The organism is Actinophytocola sp. (assembly GCF_036402745.1).
GTDB lineage: Bacteria > Actinomycetota > Actinomycetes > Mycobacteriales > Pseudonocardiaceae > Actinophytocola.
The window spans coordinates 1-15,130 of sequence record NZ_DASWSJ010000267.1; the positions used below are offsets into that span (position 1 = coordinate 1).

Annotated in this window: 14 protein-coding genes; 8 read left to right on the top strand and 6 right to left on the bottom strand. The window is 72.5% G+C overall.

Annotation, left to right across the window (positions count from 1 at the left end; all coding sequences use genetic code 11):
• Positions 1 to 248: 248 nt before the first annotated feature.
• The 3 genes from VGD70_RS25095 to VGD70_RS25105 are packed head-to-tail and all read right to left on the bottom strand — an operon-like array spanning position 249 to position 3,026.
• Positions 249 to 923, bottom strand: a complete 675-nt coding sequence (locus VGD70_RS25095) for a helix-turn-helix domain-containing protein (RefSeq protein ID WP_331085538.1) — start codon at positions 921 to 923, stop codon at positions 249 to 251.
• Positions 924 to 945: 22 nt separating this feature from the next.
• Positions 946 to 2,139, bottom strand: coding sequence for a fumarylacetoacetase (gene fahA, locus VGD70_RS25100; RefSeq protein ID WP_331085440.1), 1,194 nt, complete (start codon positions 2,137 to 2,139; stop codon positions 946 to 948).
• Positions 2,136 to 3,026 carry a hypothetical protein gene (locus VGD70_RS25105; protein WP_331085540.1) on the bottom strand — a complete coding sequence of 297 codons (891 nt, stop codon included), beginning with the start codon at positions 3,024 to 3,026 and terminating at the stop codon, positions 2,136 to 2,138. Before VGD70_RS25105 ends, fahA begins: the two co-directional genes overlap by 4 nt.
• Before the next feature lie 70 nt (positions 3,027 to 3,096).
• Between VGD70_RS25105 and VGD70_RS25110 the strand changes: the two genes are divergently transcribed.
• A complete protein-coding gene (locus VGD70_RS25110) occupies positions 3,097 to 4,275 on the top strand; it encodes a homogentisate 1,2-dioxygenase (RefSeq protein ID WP_331085442.1) in 1,179 nt (392 codons plus the stop codon).
• Between the two features lie 134 nt (positions 4,276 to 4,409).
• Positions 4,410 to 6,710 carry a PQQ-dependent sugar dehydrogenase gene (locus tag VGD70_RS25115; RefSeq protein ID WP_331085444.1) on the top strand — a complete coding sequence of 767 codons (2,301 nt, stop codon included), beginning with the start codon at positions 4,410 to 4,412 and terminating at the stop codon, positions 6,708 to 6,710.
• A gap of 64 nt (positions 6,711 to 6,774) precedes the next feature.
• Here the strand turns inward: VGD70_RS25115 and VGD70_RS25120 are convergent, their stop codons facing one another.
• Positions 6,775 to 7,395 carry a LysE family translocator gene (locus tag VGD70_RS25120; RefSeq protein WP_331085446.1) on the bottom strand — a complete coding sequence of 207 codons (621 nt, stop codon included), beginning with the start codon at positions 7,393 to 7,395 and terminating at the stop codon, positions 6,775 to 6,777.
• Positions 7,396 to 7,456: 61 nt separating this feature from the next.
• On the opposite strand from VGD70_RS25120, the gene VGD70_RS25125 reads away from it, so the two are divergent.
• Positions 7,457 to 8,230 carry a DUF2470 domain-containing protein gene (locus VGD70_RS25125; RefSeq protein ID WP_331085448.1) on the top strand — a complete coding sequence of 258 codons (774 nt, stop codon included), beginning with the start codon at positions 7,457 to 7,459 and terminating at the stop codon, positions 8,228 to 8,230.
• Here the strand turns inward: VGD70_RS25125 and VGD70_RS25130 are convergent.
• Complete coding sequence (locus VGD70_RS25130) at positions 8,219 to 8,470, bottom strand: helix-turn-helix transcriptional regulator (RefSeq protein ID WP_331085450.1); 252 nt, start codon at positions 8,468 to 8,470, stop codon at positions 8,219 to 8,221. The genes VGD70_RS25125 and VGD70_RS25130 overlap by 12 nt on opposite strands.
• A 55-nt stretch (positions 8,471 to 8,525) precedes the next feature.
• Between VGD70_RS25130 and map the strand changes: the two genes are divergently transcribed.
• Positions 8,526 to 9,293, top strand: a complete 768-nt coding sequence (map, locus tag VGD70_RS25135; RefSeq protein WP_331085453.1) for a type I methionyl aminopeptidase — start codon at positions 8,526 to 8,528, stop codon at positions 9,291 to 9,293.
• 101 nt (positions 9,294 to 9,394) lie between these two features.
• Positions 9,395 to 9,898 (top strand): hypothetical protein, encoded by a 504-nt coding sequence (locus VGD70_RS25140; RefSeq protein WP_331085455.1) that lies wholly within the window; start codon positions 9,395 to 9,397, stop codon positions 9,896 to 9,898.
• Positions 9,899 to 10,024: 126 nt separating this feature from the next.
• Here the strand turns inward: VGD70_RS25140 and VGD70_RS25145 are convergent, their stop codons facing one another.
• Positions 10,025 to 10,483, bottom strand: a complete 459-nt coding sequence (locus VGD70_RS25145) for a PPOX class F420-dependent oxidoreductase (protein ID WP_331085457.1) — start codon at positions 10,481 to 10,483, stop codon at positions 10,025 to 10,027.
• Between the two features lie 23 nt (positions 10,484 to 10,506).
• Here VGD70_RS25145 and VGD70_RS25150 point away from each other — a divergent pair, with 23 nt between their 5' ends.
• The 3 genes from VGD70_RS25150 to VGD70_RS25160 all read left to right on the top strand — a co-directional run bounded on the left by VGD70_RS25150 (position 10,507) and on the right by VGD70_RS25160 (position 15,125).
• Positions 10,507 to 11,307 carry a type II CAAX endopeptidase family protein gene (locus VGD70_RS25150; RefSeq protein ID WP_331085459.1) on the top strand — a complete coding sequence of 267 codons (801 nt, stop codon included), beginning with the start codon at positions 10,507 to 10,509 and terminating at the stop codon, positions 11,305 to 11,307.
• An 18-nt stretch (positions 11,308 to 11,325) separates the two neighbouring features.
• Complete coding sequence (gene ligD, locus VGD70_RS25155) at positions 11,326 to 13,752, top strand: DNA ligase D (protein ID WP_331085461.1); 2,427 nt, start codon at positions 11,326 to 11,328, stop codon at positions 13,750 to 13,752.
• A 134-nt stretch (positions 13,753 to 13,886) separates the two neighbouring features.
• Complete coding sequence (locus tag VGD70_RS25160) at positions 13,887 to 15,125, top strand: arginine deiminase (RefSeq protein ID WP_331085463.1); 1,239 nt, start codon at positions 13,887 to 13,889, stop codon at positions 15,123 to 15,125.
• The last annotated feature ends 5 nt before the right edge of the window (positions 15,126 to 15,130 follow it).

Below are 15,130 nucleotides of genomic sequence, written 5' to 3' on the forward strand. Positions count from 1 at the left end.
CACGCCGGCGCCACCAACATCGCCCAAGCCCTCCGCCACATGACCCGAGACACCACACGACCACTCACACTGCTCGGAATCCACACATGACCAGCAACAACCGACTTTGACGGAACCCTGACCCTCTCCGGGGGCACCCCGATTGGGTCAAGTCTATCGGCTCAGGGTCGGGGGAAGGGCTCGGCGGCGATCGCTGTGGATAACCGGACGGGTTGTGGACAACTCGCCCGGTCGACGAGCTCGGTCGGTCAGCGCAGGGCGTCGGCCACGGACTGGGCGGCTCGCAGGACCTGCGGGCCGACGACCTCGCCGTCAAGCTCGTGGAAGGTGATCACGCCGACGCTCGCGCGTAGGCCGGGCACGCCGCGGACCGGGGCCGCGATGCCCGACGCGCCCGTCTGGAGCTCGCCGCTCGTCGCGATCCAGCCGGGGACCTCGTCGCGCAGGCCGATCGCCTTGCCGGCCGCGCCCCGGCCCAGCGAGTGGCGCGTGCCGACCCGGTAGGCGACGTGGTAGGTCGTCCACGAGGGCTCGATCACCGCGATCGCCTGGGCCTCCTCGCCGTCGGCGACCGTGAGGTGGGCGGTCGCGCCGACACCCTCGGCCAGCTCGCGCAACGCCGGCAGCGCGGCCAGGCGCAGCTGCGGGGTGACCTTCGCGGCCAGCCGGAGCAGGCCCAGCCCCAGCCGGACCTTCGAGCCGTCCCGGCGGACCAGGCCGCGTTGCTGCAGCGGCACCAGCAGCCGGTAGATCGCCGCGCGGCTGGCCCCGATGGCCGTCGCCAGCTCGCTGATCGTCGGCGCCTCGGACTCGGCGTCGGCCACCGCCTGCAGCAGGGCCAGGCCCCGGTCGAGGGTCAACGAACTCTCCCGTCCGCCCGCCGCGCCCGGCGTCCGGGCCGGCTGGGACGCCGGGCCGGAGATCGGGCGGATCGGGCGGGCCACGTCAGTCCTCGGCCGGCAGGACCGTGCCCGCGACCTCGGCCAGGCCGACCACGGAACCGTCCTCGCCGGGCGCGGTCGCCGTGATCACCACCGTGTCGCCGTCCTCGAGGAAGGTCCGGGTCGAGCCGTCGGCCAGGGTGATCTTCTCCCGGCCGCCCCAGGACAGCTCCAGGAAGCAGCCGCGCTGGCCGACGTCCGGCCCGGAGACCGTGCCGGACGCGAACAGGTCGCCCGGCCGCACGGTGGCGCCGTTGACGGTCATGTGCGCGAGCTGCTGCGCGCACGAGTAGGACATGTCGGAGAACTGCGGGCGCGACACCACCGTGCCGTTCCAGGACAGCGTCAGCCGCAGGTCCAGCCCCCACGGCGAGTCCTCGACCAGGTAGGGCAGCCGCGGGTGGCCGGGGTCGGGCACGGGGATCCGGGCGACCGCCAGCGCCTCGAGCGGGGTCACCCACGCCGAGACCGACGTCGCGAAGGACTTGCCGAGGAACGGGCCCAGCGGCTGGTACTCCCAGCCCTGGATGTCGCGCGCGGACCAGTCGTTGACCAGCACGACGCCGAAGATGTGGTCGGCCACGCCGGACGTCGGCACCCGGCGCGCCACCGGGCCGCCGCACACGAAGCCCACCTCGGCCTCCACGTCCAGCCGGCCGCTCGGGCCGAACTGGGGCAGCGGCGAGCCCTTGCGCTGGCCGTGCGGGCGGACGACGTCGGTGCCGGAGACGACCACCGTGCCGGACCGGCCGTGGTAGCCGACCGGCAGGTGGGTCCAGTTCGGCAGCAGCGGCTCGGCGCCGGGCCGCATGATCCGGCCGACGTTCTCCGCGTGGTAGCGCGAGCAGTAGAAGTCCACGTAGTCGCCGACGGTGAACGGCAGCAGGGCACGCACATCGGCCAGCGGCACCAGCACCGCGCCGGCCGGCCTGCCGGTGCCGGTCACCAGGTCGGTCAGCCGCGCCCGCAGGGCACTCCACTCCGCGCGGGTCGCGGCCAGCAGCGGGTCCAGCGAGGTGCCGGACACCAGGTCGGCGAGCCGGCCCAGCTCGCCGGCGACCGAGCGCAGGAGCAGCGCGTGGTCGCCGGCCCGGACCGCGACCTGCGGCCCGGCACCGGCGTCGACAACGCCGTAGGGAAGCGTTTGCGGCCCGAACGGCTTCTTCCGGTCGAACTCCGGGTCGCGGACCCAGCTCACAGCAGGCCCAGCTCTTCGAGGTCGGCCACCGGGTCGGTCAGCGAGCACGAGCCGTAGGAGGCGAACACGCCACGCACCGCCAGCGCCTCGTGCTCGGTGAGCGCCTGCGCCTCCGTGGCCAGCGCCTTGCCGTCGGTCGACCCGAGCGCCTCGTGCACGGACTCGTCGACGGCTCCGGCACCGGCTCCGCCCGCGATCAGCCGCGCGGTCGCGACCAGCAGGTTGAGGAACCCGTGGTGGGTGAACCCGGTCTCGGGGTCGGTGTGCCGGACCGCGTTGTGCAGTCCCGCGGTGGCCTTGAACGACGAGTTCCCGGCGTTGATCACCGACAGGAACTCGGCGACCTCCCCGATGCTCGGGAAGTTCTGCTCGGACAGCCCGCCGCAGCGGATCTTGGGCCAGCTGCCGTGCTCGATGACCCGCTGGATGCCGTCCAGCCAGCCGGCGCCCCCACGCCGCGGCTCGATCACCCGGATCACGTCCTCGGGCACGAACTCCGACACGCGCTCGAGCCATACCTCGTCCACATCGGACGGTGCGGGCATCTCGACCATGCGCAGCGCGAGCATCTCGGCACGGGACTCGACGATCGACAGCGCCTTCGGCACACCGCCCAACCCGGTGTCGATGACCAGGGAGAGCTCCACGGGTCTGGGCGGCTTGACCTTGATCAGGTCGGTGATGAGCTCGGGCAGCCGGGAGGCCGGACAGAGGAACAGCCCGACGAGATCGGCCCGATCGTTGGTTCGGCCGTCCAGATGCCGGCGGACCGCGTCGGGCATGGCGGCGTTGCCCGGTGGGAACAGGGCGGCGTCGTCGACGAGGCGAGCTAGCAGGGGCGGGACATCGCGTTGACCTGGCGGAGGCACGGGTGCGGCGCTTGACACGGCTGACACGCTAGTAGCGTATCGGCAACTGAACAAAGACGTTCGACATGCGGACACTCCGGAGGGAGTAATGCCTTACTACCGCAGCGTCGGGGAGATCCCCCGAAAGCGGCACACACAGTTCCGTTCCCCGGAGGGCGGGCTGTACGCCGAGGAGCTCATGGGCGTCGAGGGATTCTCCTCCGACTCGGCCCTGCTCTACCACCGGCACCTGCCCACCGCGATCGTGAACGCCGAGGTCGTGGCCGACCATCGCGGCCCGCTCACACCGAACCATCCGTTGCTGCCGCGGCACTTCCGCACCCAGGATCTCAAGTCGCAGAGCCAGCAGGAGGTCGACGCGGTCACCGGCCGGCGCACCCTGTTCGGCAACGGCGACGTGACGATCGGGTTCGCCATCGCCACCGCGCCGAGCCCGCTCTACCGCAACGCCGCCGGCGACGAGCTGATCTACGTGCAGGCCGGCTCGGCGACCGTGGAGACGAGCTACGGCGCGCTGGACGTGGCCGACGGCGACTACGTCGTGCTGCCCACATCGACGACCTACCGGGTGCTGCCGCACGGCGAGACCCGGCTCTACGTCCTCGAGGCGACCGGCCACGTCGGACCGCCCAGGCGCTACCTGTCGGCCAAGGGCCAGTTCCTCGAGCACTCGCCGTACTGCGAGCGCGACCTGCGCGGGCCGGGTGAGCCGCTGCAGGCCGACGGCACCGACGTGCCGGTGCTCGTGCGGCACCGCGCCGGGCTGACCCGGCTCACCTACGCCAACCACCCGTTCGACGTCGTCGGCTGGGACGGCTGCCTGTACCCGTGGGTGTTCAACATCCGCGACTTCGAGCCGATCACCGGCCGGGTCCACCAGCCGCCGCCGGTGCACCAGACGTTCGAGGGGCCGAACTTCGTGGTCTGCTCGTTCTGCCCGCGCAAGGTCGACTACCACCCGGACTCGATCCCGGTGCCCTACAACCACGCCAACGTGGACTCCGACGAGCTGATGTTCTACGTCGGCGGCAACTACGAGGCGCGCAAGGGCTCCGGCATCGGCCTCGGCTCGCTGTCCCTGCACCCGTCCGGCTTCACCCACGGCCCGCAGCCGGGCGCGGCCGAGGCGTCGATCGGCGCGGACTACTTCGACGAGACCGCGGTCATGGTCGACACCTTCCGCCCGCTGGAGCTCGGTGCGGCCGCGGCCGACTGCGAGGACCCCGCGTACGCGTGGTCGTGGTCCGGCCGTGGGCCAGGTGGCTGATCACCCGCCCAGCGTTTGTCATAGTCGAACTAACTTCATGAAACGGACCGGCCACCTCGGCCGATGCCTCTGGCAAGTCACCTGATCGTGTTAGGGGCGCGACAGGTCGTCACTGTCAGGAATGGGGTCGGTCCGTGCGCCACTCTCACGCTTCCGCGCGTCCAAAATCAGGCCGGCTGGCCGGTTTCCTCGCGGTCTCGCTCGCCGCGGCCACCCTCACCACCGCGGCCACGACCAGCACCGCGGCGGCCGCCGTGCCCACCGGGTTCACCGACACGGTGGCGATCAGCGGGCTGACCAACCCGACGGTGGCCGCGTTCGCGCCCGACGGGCGGGTGTTCATCGGCGAGAAGAGCGGCATCGTCAAGACCTTCGACTCGCTCGCCGACACCTCCGCGACGGTGGCCGTCGACCTGCGGACCGCGGTGCAGGACTTCTGGGACCGCGGCCTGCTCGGCATGACCATCGACCCGCAGTACCCCGCCCGGCCCTACCTCTACGTGCTCTACAGCTTCGACGCGGCACCCGGCGGCACCGCGCCGCGCTGGGGCGACGCCTGCCCGACCCCGCCCGGCGCGACCGAGGACGGCTGCGTGATCACCGGGCGGCTGTCCCGGCTGACGCTCGACGCGAGCGGCGTGGCGACCGGCGCGGAGCAGGTGCTGCTCACCGACTGGTGCCAGCAGTACCCGTCGCACTCCATCGGGTCCGTGACGTTCGGCCCGGACGGCGCGCTCTACGTCGGCGGCGGCGACGGCGCGAGCTTCAACTTCGCCGACTGGGGCCAGCGCGGCAACCCGTGTGCCGACCCGCCGAGCCCGGCCGGGGTGAACCTGTCCCCGCCCACCGCGGAGGGCGGGGCGCTGCGCGCGCAGTCGGTGCGCCGGCCGGCCGGCGAGCCGGTCACCCTCGACGGCTCGATCGTGCGGGTCAACCCGGACACCGGGGCCGGCATGCCCGGCAACCCGTTCGCCGCCAGCGCGAACCTCAACGCCCGCAGGATCATCGCCTACGGCATGCGCAACGAGTTCCGGTTCGGCTTCCGGCCCGGCACCAACGAGCTGTGGGCGGGCGACGTCGGCTGGAACACGTGGGAGGAGATCAACCGGATCCCGAACGCCACCGACGCGGTGGCGGAGAACTTCGGCTGGCCCTGCTACGAGGGCGCGGCGCGGCAGTCCGGCTACGACGGCGCGAACCTGAACGTGTGCGAGACGCTCTACACCGGCGCCGGGCAGACCGCGCCGTACCACGCGTACAACCACAGCGCGAACGTCGCGCCGGGCGACGGCTGCCCGACCGGCGGCTCGTCGATCAGCGGCATCGCGTTCGAGACGACCAGCACCTACCCGGCCGCCTACGACGGCGCGCTGTTCTTCGCGGACAGCTCGCGCGGCTGCATCTGGGCCATGCGCCAGGGCGCGAACGGCCAGCCGGACCCGACGCAGATCGTGCCGCTCGTGACCGGGGCGAACGTTCCCGTGTACCTCACGATCGGCCCCGGCGGCGACCTGTTCTACCTCGCGCTCGGCGCGGGCCAGCTGCGCCGGGTGAGCTACCCGACCGGCACCAACCACGCGCCGACCGCGGTGGCGACGGCCAACCCGACGTCCGGCGCGGCACCGCTCACCGTGCAGTTCACCGGCTCCGGCTCGTCGGACCCCGACCTCGGCACGACGCTGTCCTACGCGTGGGACCTCGACGGCGACGGCGCCTACGACGACTCGACGCTCGACAATCCACAGTGGACGTATCTCACGCAGCAGGCGGTGACCGCGCGGCTGCGGGTGACCGACCCGGGTGGACTGTCCGACACGGCGACCGTGGCCATCGCGGTGGACAACCCGCCGAGCGTGAACCCCGTGGTCACGATCGACAACCCGACCGCGGCGCTGCAGTGGAGCGTCGGGCAGAACGTCCCGTTCGCGGGCCGGGCGTCCGACCCGCAGGACGGGACGCTGCCGGCGTCCGCGCTGACGTGGCAGCTGACGTTGCAGCACTGCACCACGTCGACGAGCTGCCACGCGCACAACGTGCAGTCCTTCCCCGGGGTGGCGTCGGGCAGCTTCGTCGCCCCGGACCACCCGTATCCGTCCTATTTGGACCTCACCCTCACGGCGACGGACTCGGACGGCAACACGGGCTCGACGACGGTGCGGCTGAACCCGCGGACCGTGGTGCTGACGTTCCAGTCGAACCCGAGCGGCGCGCAGCTGACGGTGGGCACGGTGACGCAGGTGGCGCCGTTCACCCGGACGGTGATCGTGGGGTCGAACAACTCGATCAGCGCGCCGAGCCGGCAGAACCTGACGCTGGGCCTGCAGTACCGGTACGCGAGCTGGTCGGACGGCGGGGCGCAGAGCCACAACGTCGTGGCCCCCGCCACGGCGGCGACGTACCGGGCGAACTACCAGCTCTGCCTGTTCACCTGCTAGCCGCGTGGTGACCTGGGGCCCGGCGCGGGACTGTGCGGAACCGCGCCGGGCCCCTTCCAGGTCGCTACTGGACCGCTATGCGGACGCCCAGGCCGACCAGCAGCGTGCCCATCACCGCGTCGATGGCCCGGCGGACGCGGGTCGCGGTGAGGAAGCGGCGCAGGGCGCTGACCACGTTGGTGAGCACGACGAACCACCCGAGCGACACGGTGGCGGCGACGCCGGCCAGCGCCAGGTGGTCCAGCGCGGTCGCGGACGTCGGCAGGAACTGGGGCAGCAGCGCGGTGAAGAACACGGCCACCTTGGGGTTGAGCAGGTTCGTCACCAGGCCCTGGCGGAACGCCGCGGGTGCGCCCGCGGACCGGCCCTCGGCGACCTCCAGGGTGTCGTAGCCACCGCGGCGGGCGGCGAGCAGCGCGCGGATGCCCAGCAGCACGAGGTACGCCGCGCCGGCGAGCTTGACCACGGTGAACGCGACCGCCGACGCGGCGAGCAGGCCGGCGATGCCGAGCGCGGTCACCGTTGCCCAGACGAAGACACCGGCGGCGATCCCGGCCGCGCAGGCCATGCCGGCGCGGCGGCCGGAGAGCATGGCGTTGCGGGTGACGATCACGAAGTCGGGGCCGGGCGACATCGCGGCGAGGAGGATCACGCCTCCGAGGGCCAGCAGCTGGGTCACGGTCACCCGGTCAGGCTACCCACGACGGGCTACCACTTTTCCCTCAACTTAGGTTAGCCTAACTAGCGTGAGTGACCGACCGCCGATTCCCGGACCGGGTGAGCGCGCCAGGACCATCGCCGCGCGAGGCCCGGCGACCCTGCTGCCGCCGCCGCCCACCCTGCCGCCGGTCGCCGCCGAGCGCCAGTCGGACCGGATCGCGCCGCTGCTGCACCACGTGCACGACGACGGCACGGTGACCCTTCTGCTGCCCGACGACCACGAGCTCGCCGGGTCCGCGACGGTCACCACCATGGTCGAGGTCGTCGACGTCGCGCCCGTCCCGCTGCGGGAGCCGGTGCGCGGGCTGCTGTGGATCACCGGCCGGCTGCACGCCGTCGGCCTCGGGACCGCCCGCGACATCGCGCTCGAACTGGCCGAGGAGCGGCCGGACCCGCGGCTGCTCGACCTCGGGTACGGCGCCGCGATGGTGCGCCTGGCGCCGGTGTCGATGGTGATCGCGGACGCCGACGGCACCCACCCGCTCACCCCCGAGGAGTTCGCCCAGGCCGGCGAGGACCCGTTCTGCCACCAGGAGGCCGGCTGGCTGCGGCACCTCGACGTGTCGCACACCGACGTGATCCACACGCTGCGCCGGCACCTGCCCGACCACCTGCGCGGCGGGTACGTGCGGCCGCTCGGGCTCGACCGCTACGGCCTGCGGCTGCGGGTGGAGGCGGTCGAGGGCGACCACGACGTGCGGCTGGCGTTCGAGCGGCCGATCAGCACGCTGGACGAGCTGTCCGCGGAGCTGCGGCGGATGGTGGGCTGCCCGTTCCTGGCGCTGGGGTCAGGCCGGTAGCGGCTCGACGTCGACGCAGAGGGCCTCGATCGGGAGGCCGACCACGCGCGCGATCGCGACCACGGTGAAGAACGCCGGGGTGGGCACCCGGCCGTGCTCGATCTTGCGCAGCGTCTCGACCGAGACGCCGGCGGCCTGGGCCACCTCGACGCTGGTGCGCTCGCCGCGCGCGGCACGCAGGATCTCGCCGAGACGGATGCCGCGGTCCCGGTCCTCCTGGCTCAACGGTGGTCGCACCATGACTCCGATACTAATACCGTGATATGAATACCGGGATAGTTATTGGAGGTTTCCAGTGGTCGAGTTGAAGACGGACGCCGAGCTGGCCGTGATGCGCGAGGCCGGCCGGGTGGTGGCGCAAGCGCTTGCGGCGGTGCGGGCGGAGGCGGCGGTCGGGGTGTCGCTGTGGGAGCTGGACGAGGTGGCGGCCGGGGTCCTGGCCGCGGCCGGCGCGAAGTCGTCGTTCCAGCACTACCACCCGCACTTCGCGCCGACGCCGTTCCCCGCGGTGATCTGCGCGTCGGTGAACGACGTGATCGTGCACGGCATCCCGTCGGACTACCGGCTGCGCGACGGCGATCTGGTGAGCATCGACTTCGGCGCGTGCGTCGACGGCTTCCACGGCGACGCGGCGGTCAGCTTCCCGGTGGGCACGCCGCGGCCGGCGGACCTGACGCTGATCGCCGAAACCCAGGCCGCGCTGGACGCGGGCATCGCGGCGGCCGTGGTCGGCGCGCGGCTGGGCGACGTCGGGCACGCGATCGGCCGGATCGGGCGGTCGGCGGGCTACGGCATCCCGGCGGACTTCGGCGGCCACGGCGTCGGGCGCGCGATGCACGAGGACCCGTCGGTGCCCAACGAGGGCCGGCCCGGTCGTGGCCTGCCGCTGCGCCCGGGCCTGGTGATCGCGCTCGAGCCGATGTTCATGGCCGGCGGCCGGGACCGGTACGTGACCGACCCGGACGGCTGGGCACTGCGCACGCCGGACGGGAGCCGGGCCGCGCACATCGAGCACACGATCGCCGTCACCGAGGCGGGTCCGGTCGTCCTCACCGCCCTGTGATCCGCTCGTACCGGCCGCCGGGCCGGGCCGCCGTATCCCGGTCCCGGCCGCGGGCCCGGTGACCTGCCTTGGCCTGCGTCTCCACGATTAGGCTGGCGGCGATGAGCGAGTCGATGCGGAACGTGGGATGGCCGAACTCGGTCTCCCCCGGCGTCGGCGCCTTCCGGATCGACGTGCCGTCGGACTGGTCGGCGACCGAGCCGACCGGCGGCCTGATCGCCTTCCTCGCCCCGCCCCGGGACGGCTTCCGGGTGAACCTCGTCGTGTTCGGCGAACGCGTCCCCACGGACAGGGATCTCGGTGAGCTCGCCGAGGAGGCGCTGTTGAACGCCGGCGCCACCGAGATCGTGGCGATCGGCGTGGACGGCGCGGACAGCGACGAGCAGCTGCCCAGCGCGGCGCGGCGGACCGACCTCGTGCTGGAGGGCAGGATGGTCCGCCAGCTCGCGGTCACCACCGAGGGGACGGACCGCTCCCCGGCCGGCGTGCGCAGCGTGTACGCCCTCGTCGGCAGCTGCCTCACCGAACGCGCCGACATCGACGAGCACGTGCTGACCGAGATGATCTCCTCGTTCACCCTGACCGGCGAGGAGCCGGCAGACTAGTCCTGCGCCGACCACCGGAACCTCAGGGGACCGTGACGGCACCCAGCCACCATCCACCTCGATACCCGCACTATTCGCCGGGACGCGACGCACACTTTGAATCCCGGGGAGGCGGACTAGCCGCCGTCAGGCCGGCTCCGGCGGGAAGCCGCCGGTCGCGATGGGGCCCCAGCGGTCGATCGTGACGCGGATCAGGCTCTTGCCCTGACGCCGCATCGCCGCGCGGTACTCGTCCCAGTCGGGGTGCTCGCCGGAGATCACCCGGAAATAGTCCACCAGCGGCTCGAGCGCGTCGGGCAGGTCGAGGACCTCCGCGGTGCCGTCGACCTGGACCCAAGCGTCGTTCCAGTCGTCGGACAGCACGAGGACCGACACGCGCGGGTCGCGCCGGGCGTTGACGACCTTGGCGCGCGAGGGGTAGGTCGAGATCACGATCCGCCCCTCCGTGTCGAGGCCGCACGTGACCGGGGAGAGCTGCGGGCCACCGTCGGACCTGGTGGTGACCAGGACGGCGTGGTGGCGTGGACGGATGAAGTCGGACAGGGCGTCGGCGTCGACCCGGTCCGAGGTAGCGATCCTTGGCACGCGGCTAACGGTAGCGTTTCGGCGTGTCATTGAGAGCCTGGCTCGCGCCGGAGCGCCGGACGGACCTGATCGCCGACCCCGGCGAGCGCCGCGCGGTCGTCGTCGAGGTCGTCATCGTGTTCGCGGTGACGCTCGGCATGTCCGGGCTGCGCAGCCTGCTCTCCCTGCTCGACGCGCTGCTGCGCCCCGAGCCGCTCGCCCAGCAGCAGGTCGCGATCAACGTCCCGCAGGCCACCGTCGGCCTCATCGACCTGCTGCGCCAGCTGCTGTCCGCCACGCAGCTGTTCGCCTGGGGCGCGCTCGGGCTCTACCTGCTGTGGCGGGCCGGCGTCGGTCTGAAGGCCATCGGCCTCGACCGAGCCAGGCTGGGCAAGGACGCGCTCGGCGGGGTGGGACTGGCCGCGCTCATCGGCATCCCCGGCCTGGGGCTCTACTTCCTCGCCCGCGCGCTCGGCGCCAACCTCACCGTCCTGCCGTCCACCTTGGGCGACACGTGGTGGCGGCCGATCGTGCTCACGATCGCCGCGGCGGCCAACGCGTGGGCCGAGGAGGTGCTGGTGGTCGGCTACCTGATCACCCGCCTGCGCCAGCTGGGCCTGCACGAGAACAAGTCGCTGCTGACCGCCGCCGTGCTGCGCGGGTCCTACCACCTCTACCAGGGGTTCGGCGGGTTCCTCGGCAACGTCGCCATGGGCCTGGTGTTCGGCCGGGTCTGGCAGCGCACCAACCGGCTCTGGCCGCTGGTCATCGCGCACACGCTGCTCGACGTCGTCGCGTTCGTCGGCTACGCGCTGCTGCGCGGGAAGGTGTCCTGGCTGTCGTAGCGGGCACAATGGACCCCGATGGGCGACCTCGGCGAGTACCGCAAGAAGCGTGACCCGGCCCGCACCCCGGAGCCGGTGCCGGCCGACGGCGCGCTGCCCACCGGCAACAACGACACGTTCGTCATCCAGGAGCACCACGCCAGCCGGCTGCACTGGGACGTGCGGCTCGAGCGCGACGGCGTGCTCGTGTCGTGGGCGGTGCCGAAGGGCCTGCCGGACGTGCCGGGTGACATCCGGCTCGCCGTGCACACCGAGGACCACCCGATGGAGTACGCGACGTTCTCCGGCGAGATCCCCAGGGGCGAGTACGGCGGCGGGCGGATGTTCATCTGGGACCGCGGCCACTACGAGACGCTGAAGTGGTCCGACCGCGAGGTCGCGGTCGTGTTCGACGGCGAGCGCGCCAAGGGCCGGTACACGTTCTTCCGCAGCGGCAAGGACGCCAAGGACTGGATGGTCCGCCGCTCGGAGCCGCCGCGGGAGCCCGGCTTCACCCGGCTGCCCGAGCTCATCGAGCCGATGCTCGCCTCGCCGGGCACGCTGCCGCCGGCGGACCAGGACGACGAGTGGGCCTACGAGTTCAAGTGGGACGGCGTGCGGGCGCTGGCCCGGGTCGAGGGCGGTCGGCTGCGGCTGCACTCCCGCAAGGGCAACGACATCACGGTGACCTACCCGGAGCTGCGCGAGCTCGGGGAGGAGCTCGGCTCGACGCAGGTGTGGCTCGACGGCGAGATCGTCGCCATGGAGAACGGCCGGCCGAGCTTCTCCGCGCTGCAGCAGCGCATGCACGTCCAGAACGACCGGCAGGCCCGCAACCTCGCCAACGCCGTGCCGGTCACCTACCTCGTGTTCGACGTGCTCTACCTCGACGGCAATTCCTGTGTGGACCTTCCCTACAGCGAGCGGCGCCAGCTGCTGGAGGGGCTGGAGGTGCGCGGGCCGCACTGGAACACCTCGCCCAGCTACACCGCCGACGGGGCGGCGATGGTCGAGACCGCGCGGGAGCAGGAGCTCGAGGGCGTCATCGCCAAGCGGCTGTCGTCGCGGTACTTCCCCGGCCGGCGCAGCGCGGACTGGGTCAAGATCACCGAGGTGCTCACGATCGAGGTGGTGATCGGCGGCTGGCGGCCGGGCGAGGGCCGGCGCTCGGGCGCGATCGGCTCGCTGATGCTCGGCGTGCCGACCGAGGGCGGGCTGCGGTACGTCGGCCAGGTCGGCACCGGGTTCACCGACAAGGCGCTGGCCGAGCTCGGCGAGCAGCTGAAACCGTTGGAACGCAAGACCTCCCCGTTCGTCAACGAGCTGCCGGCGGACCGGGCGAAGGGGGCGCACTGGACGTCGCCGACGCTGGTCGGTGAGGTCGAGTTCCGGAACTGGACGCCGGACGGGCGGCTGCGGGCGCCGTCGTGGCGGGGGTTGCGGTCGGACAAGGACCCGGCGGATCTCGAGGTGGAGGTGGCGCCGGACGCCGAGCCGGCGGACCCCGGCGAGCCGTACGCCTCGCCCGAGGAGCCGGCGGCCGAGCCCGCGCCGCAGAACGTGCTGGTCGAGGTCGGCGGCCGGCGGCTGCGGCTGTCCAACTTGGACAAGGTGCTGTATCCCGAGACCGGCTTCACCAAGGGCCAGGTGATCAACTACTACAGCCGGGTGGCGCCGGTGCTGCTGCCGCACCTGGCCGACCGGGCGGTGACGCTGCGCCGGTGGCCGGACGGGGTGACCGGGCAGCCGTTCTACGAGAAGAACGCCTCCCGGCACGCGCCGGAGTGGATCCGCACGGTGCGGGTGGAGACGCCGGGCAGCACGCGGGGTTACGAGACGCTCGACTTCGTGGTGCTGAACGACCTGCCGTCGCTGGTGTGGGCGGCGAACATGGCCGCGCTGGAGCTGCACCTGCCCCAGTGGAAGGTCGACGCGTCGGGCGAGCGCCGCACGCCGGACCTGCTCGTGTTCGACCTGGACCCGGGCCCGCCGGCGACGATCGTGGAGTGTTGCGAGGTGGCGCTGCGGCTGCGCACGTTGCTGGCGTCGCACGGCCTGCTGTCGTTCGCGAAGACGAGCGGCTCGAAGGGGATGCAGCTGTACGCGCCGATCACGACGACGGCGGCGGAGCACACGTCGGCGTACGCGAAGGCGGTGGCCGAGGAGCTGGCGAGGGAGCAGCCCGGCCTGATCGTGGCGCGGATGGCGAAGAACCTGCGGCCGCGCAAGGTGTTCATCGACTGGAGCCAGAACAACCAGTACAAGACGACGATCTCCCCGTACTCCCTGCGCGGCCGCCCCTCCCCCACCGTGTCGACGCCGCTGACGTGGGCGGAGGTGGAGAGCTGCCGCCACCCGAACGACCTGACCTTCACCGCCGACGACGTCCTGGACCGCGTGGACGACCTCGGGGACCTGCTGGAGCCACTGCTCACGAAGGACCGCCCGGCTCTGCCAGAGCTCTGAGCCGCCAGCGGGGCCGAGCCGAAGGCGATGTCGACGCGGTCGCACCAGATGACGGCGCTCTGCGGGCCTTTCAAGGGCCCAACGTGGCGGGACTGGTCGCGACAACCTCCTTACCGAGTCATTACGCTCGCTGAGTGACCGCTCAACCAGCATCCGACCTGGCCGTGCACGAGCAGCCGACGCCGAGGGTCGACAGCGAGGTCGGCCCGCTGCGTGCGGTGCTGCTGCACCGGCCGGGCGCCGAGCTCAAGCGGCTGACCCCGCGCAACAACGACCAGCTGCTGTTCGACAGCATCCCGTGGGTCGACCGCGCCCAGGAGGAGCACGACGCGTTCGCCGAGACGCTCGTCTCGCGCGAGGTCGAGGTGCTGCTGCTCGCCGACGCGCTGGTGACCGCGCTGAGCGACGAGCGGGCGCACGCCGCGGCCGCGGACACGGCCGTCGACCGGCGCCGGGTCGGGCACGAGCTCGCCGACGCGCTGAGCTCGCACCTGTCCACGATGGACAACAACGAGCTCGCGGACGTGCTGATGGCCGGCATGACGTTCGAGGAGCTGCCGGCCGCGGAGGGCGCGTCGCTGGTGCGCAAGATGCACCACCCGCACGACTTCGTGGTCGATCCGCTGCCGAACCTGCTGTTCACCCGCGACTCGTCGGTGTGGATCGGCAACCGGGTGGCGATCGCGTCGCTCGCGATGCCCGCGCGCGACCGGGAGACCGCGCTGCTGGACCTGATCTACGCCTACCACCCCCGGTTCCGCGCCGCCGGGCGCGCGTACGGCGCGCACTCGGCGCCGGTCGAGGGCGGGGACGTGCTGCTGCTCGCGCCCGGGGTGCTGGCCATCGGCGTCGGTGAGCGGACCACGCCGGCCGGGGCGGAGTCGCTGGCCCGCTCCGCGTTCGCCGACGGGCTCGCGCACACGGTGCTGGCGGTGCCGATCGCCCAGGACCGGGCGACGATGCACCTGGACACGGTGTGCACGATGGTCGACCGGGACGCGGTGGTGATGTACCCGGCGGTGCGCGACACGCTGGTCGCGTACCCGCTGCGGCCCGATGACGGCAAGGGCGTCGTCGTGTCCGGCCCGGTGCCGTTCCTCACCGCGGCCGCGGAGGCGATGGGCATCGACCGGCTGCGGGTGATCGACACGGGCCTGGACCCGGTCACCGCGGAACGCGAACAGTGGGACGACGGCAACAACACCCTCGCCGTCGCGCCCGGGGTCGTGGTGGCCTACGAGCGCAACGTGGAGACGAACGAGCGCCTGGAGGCCGCGGGCATCGAGGTGCTGCGAATCCGCGGCTCGGAGCTGGGCAGCGGCCGGGGCGGCCCGCGCTGCATGTCGTGCCCGATCACCCGGGACTCGCTCTGAGGCAA

Coding starts and splice junctions, on each gene's coding strand:
- VGD70_RS25110 (WP_331085442.1), top strand. CDS start 3,097: ATGCCTTACTACCGCAGCGTCGGGGAGATCCCCCGAAAGCGGCACACA.
- VGD70_RS25130 (WP_331085450.1), bottom strand. CDS start 8,470: ATGGTGCGACCACCGTTGAGCCAGGAGGACCGGGACCGCGGCATCCGT.
- VGD70_RS25140 (WP_331085455.1), top strand. CDS start 9,395: ATGAGCGAGTCGATGCGGAACGTGGGATGGCCGAACTCGGTCTCCCCC.
- ligD (WP_331085461.1), top strand. CDS start 11,326: ATGGGCGACCTCGGCGAGTACCGCAAGAAGCGTGACCCGGCCCGCACC.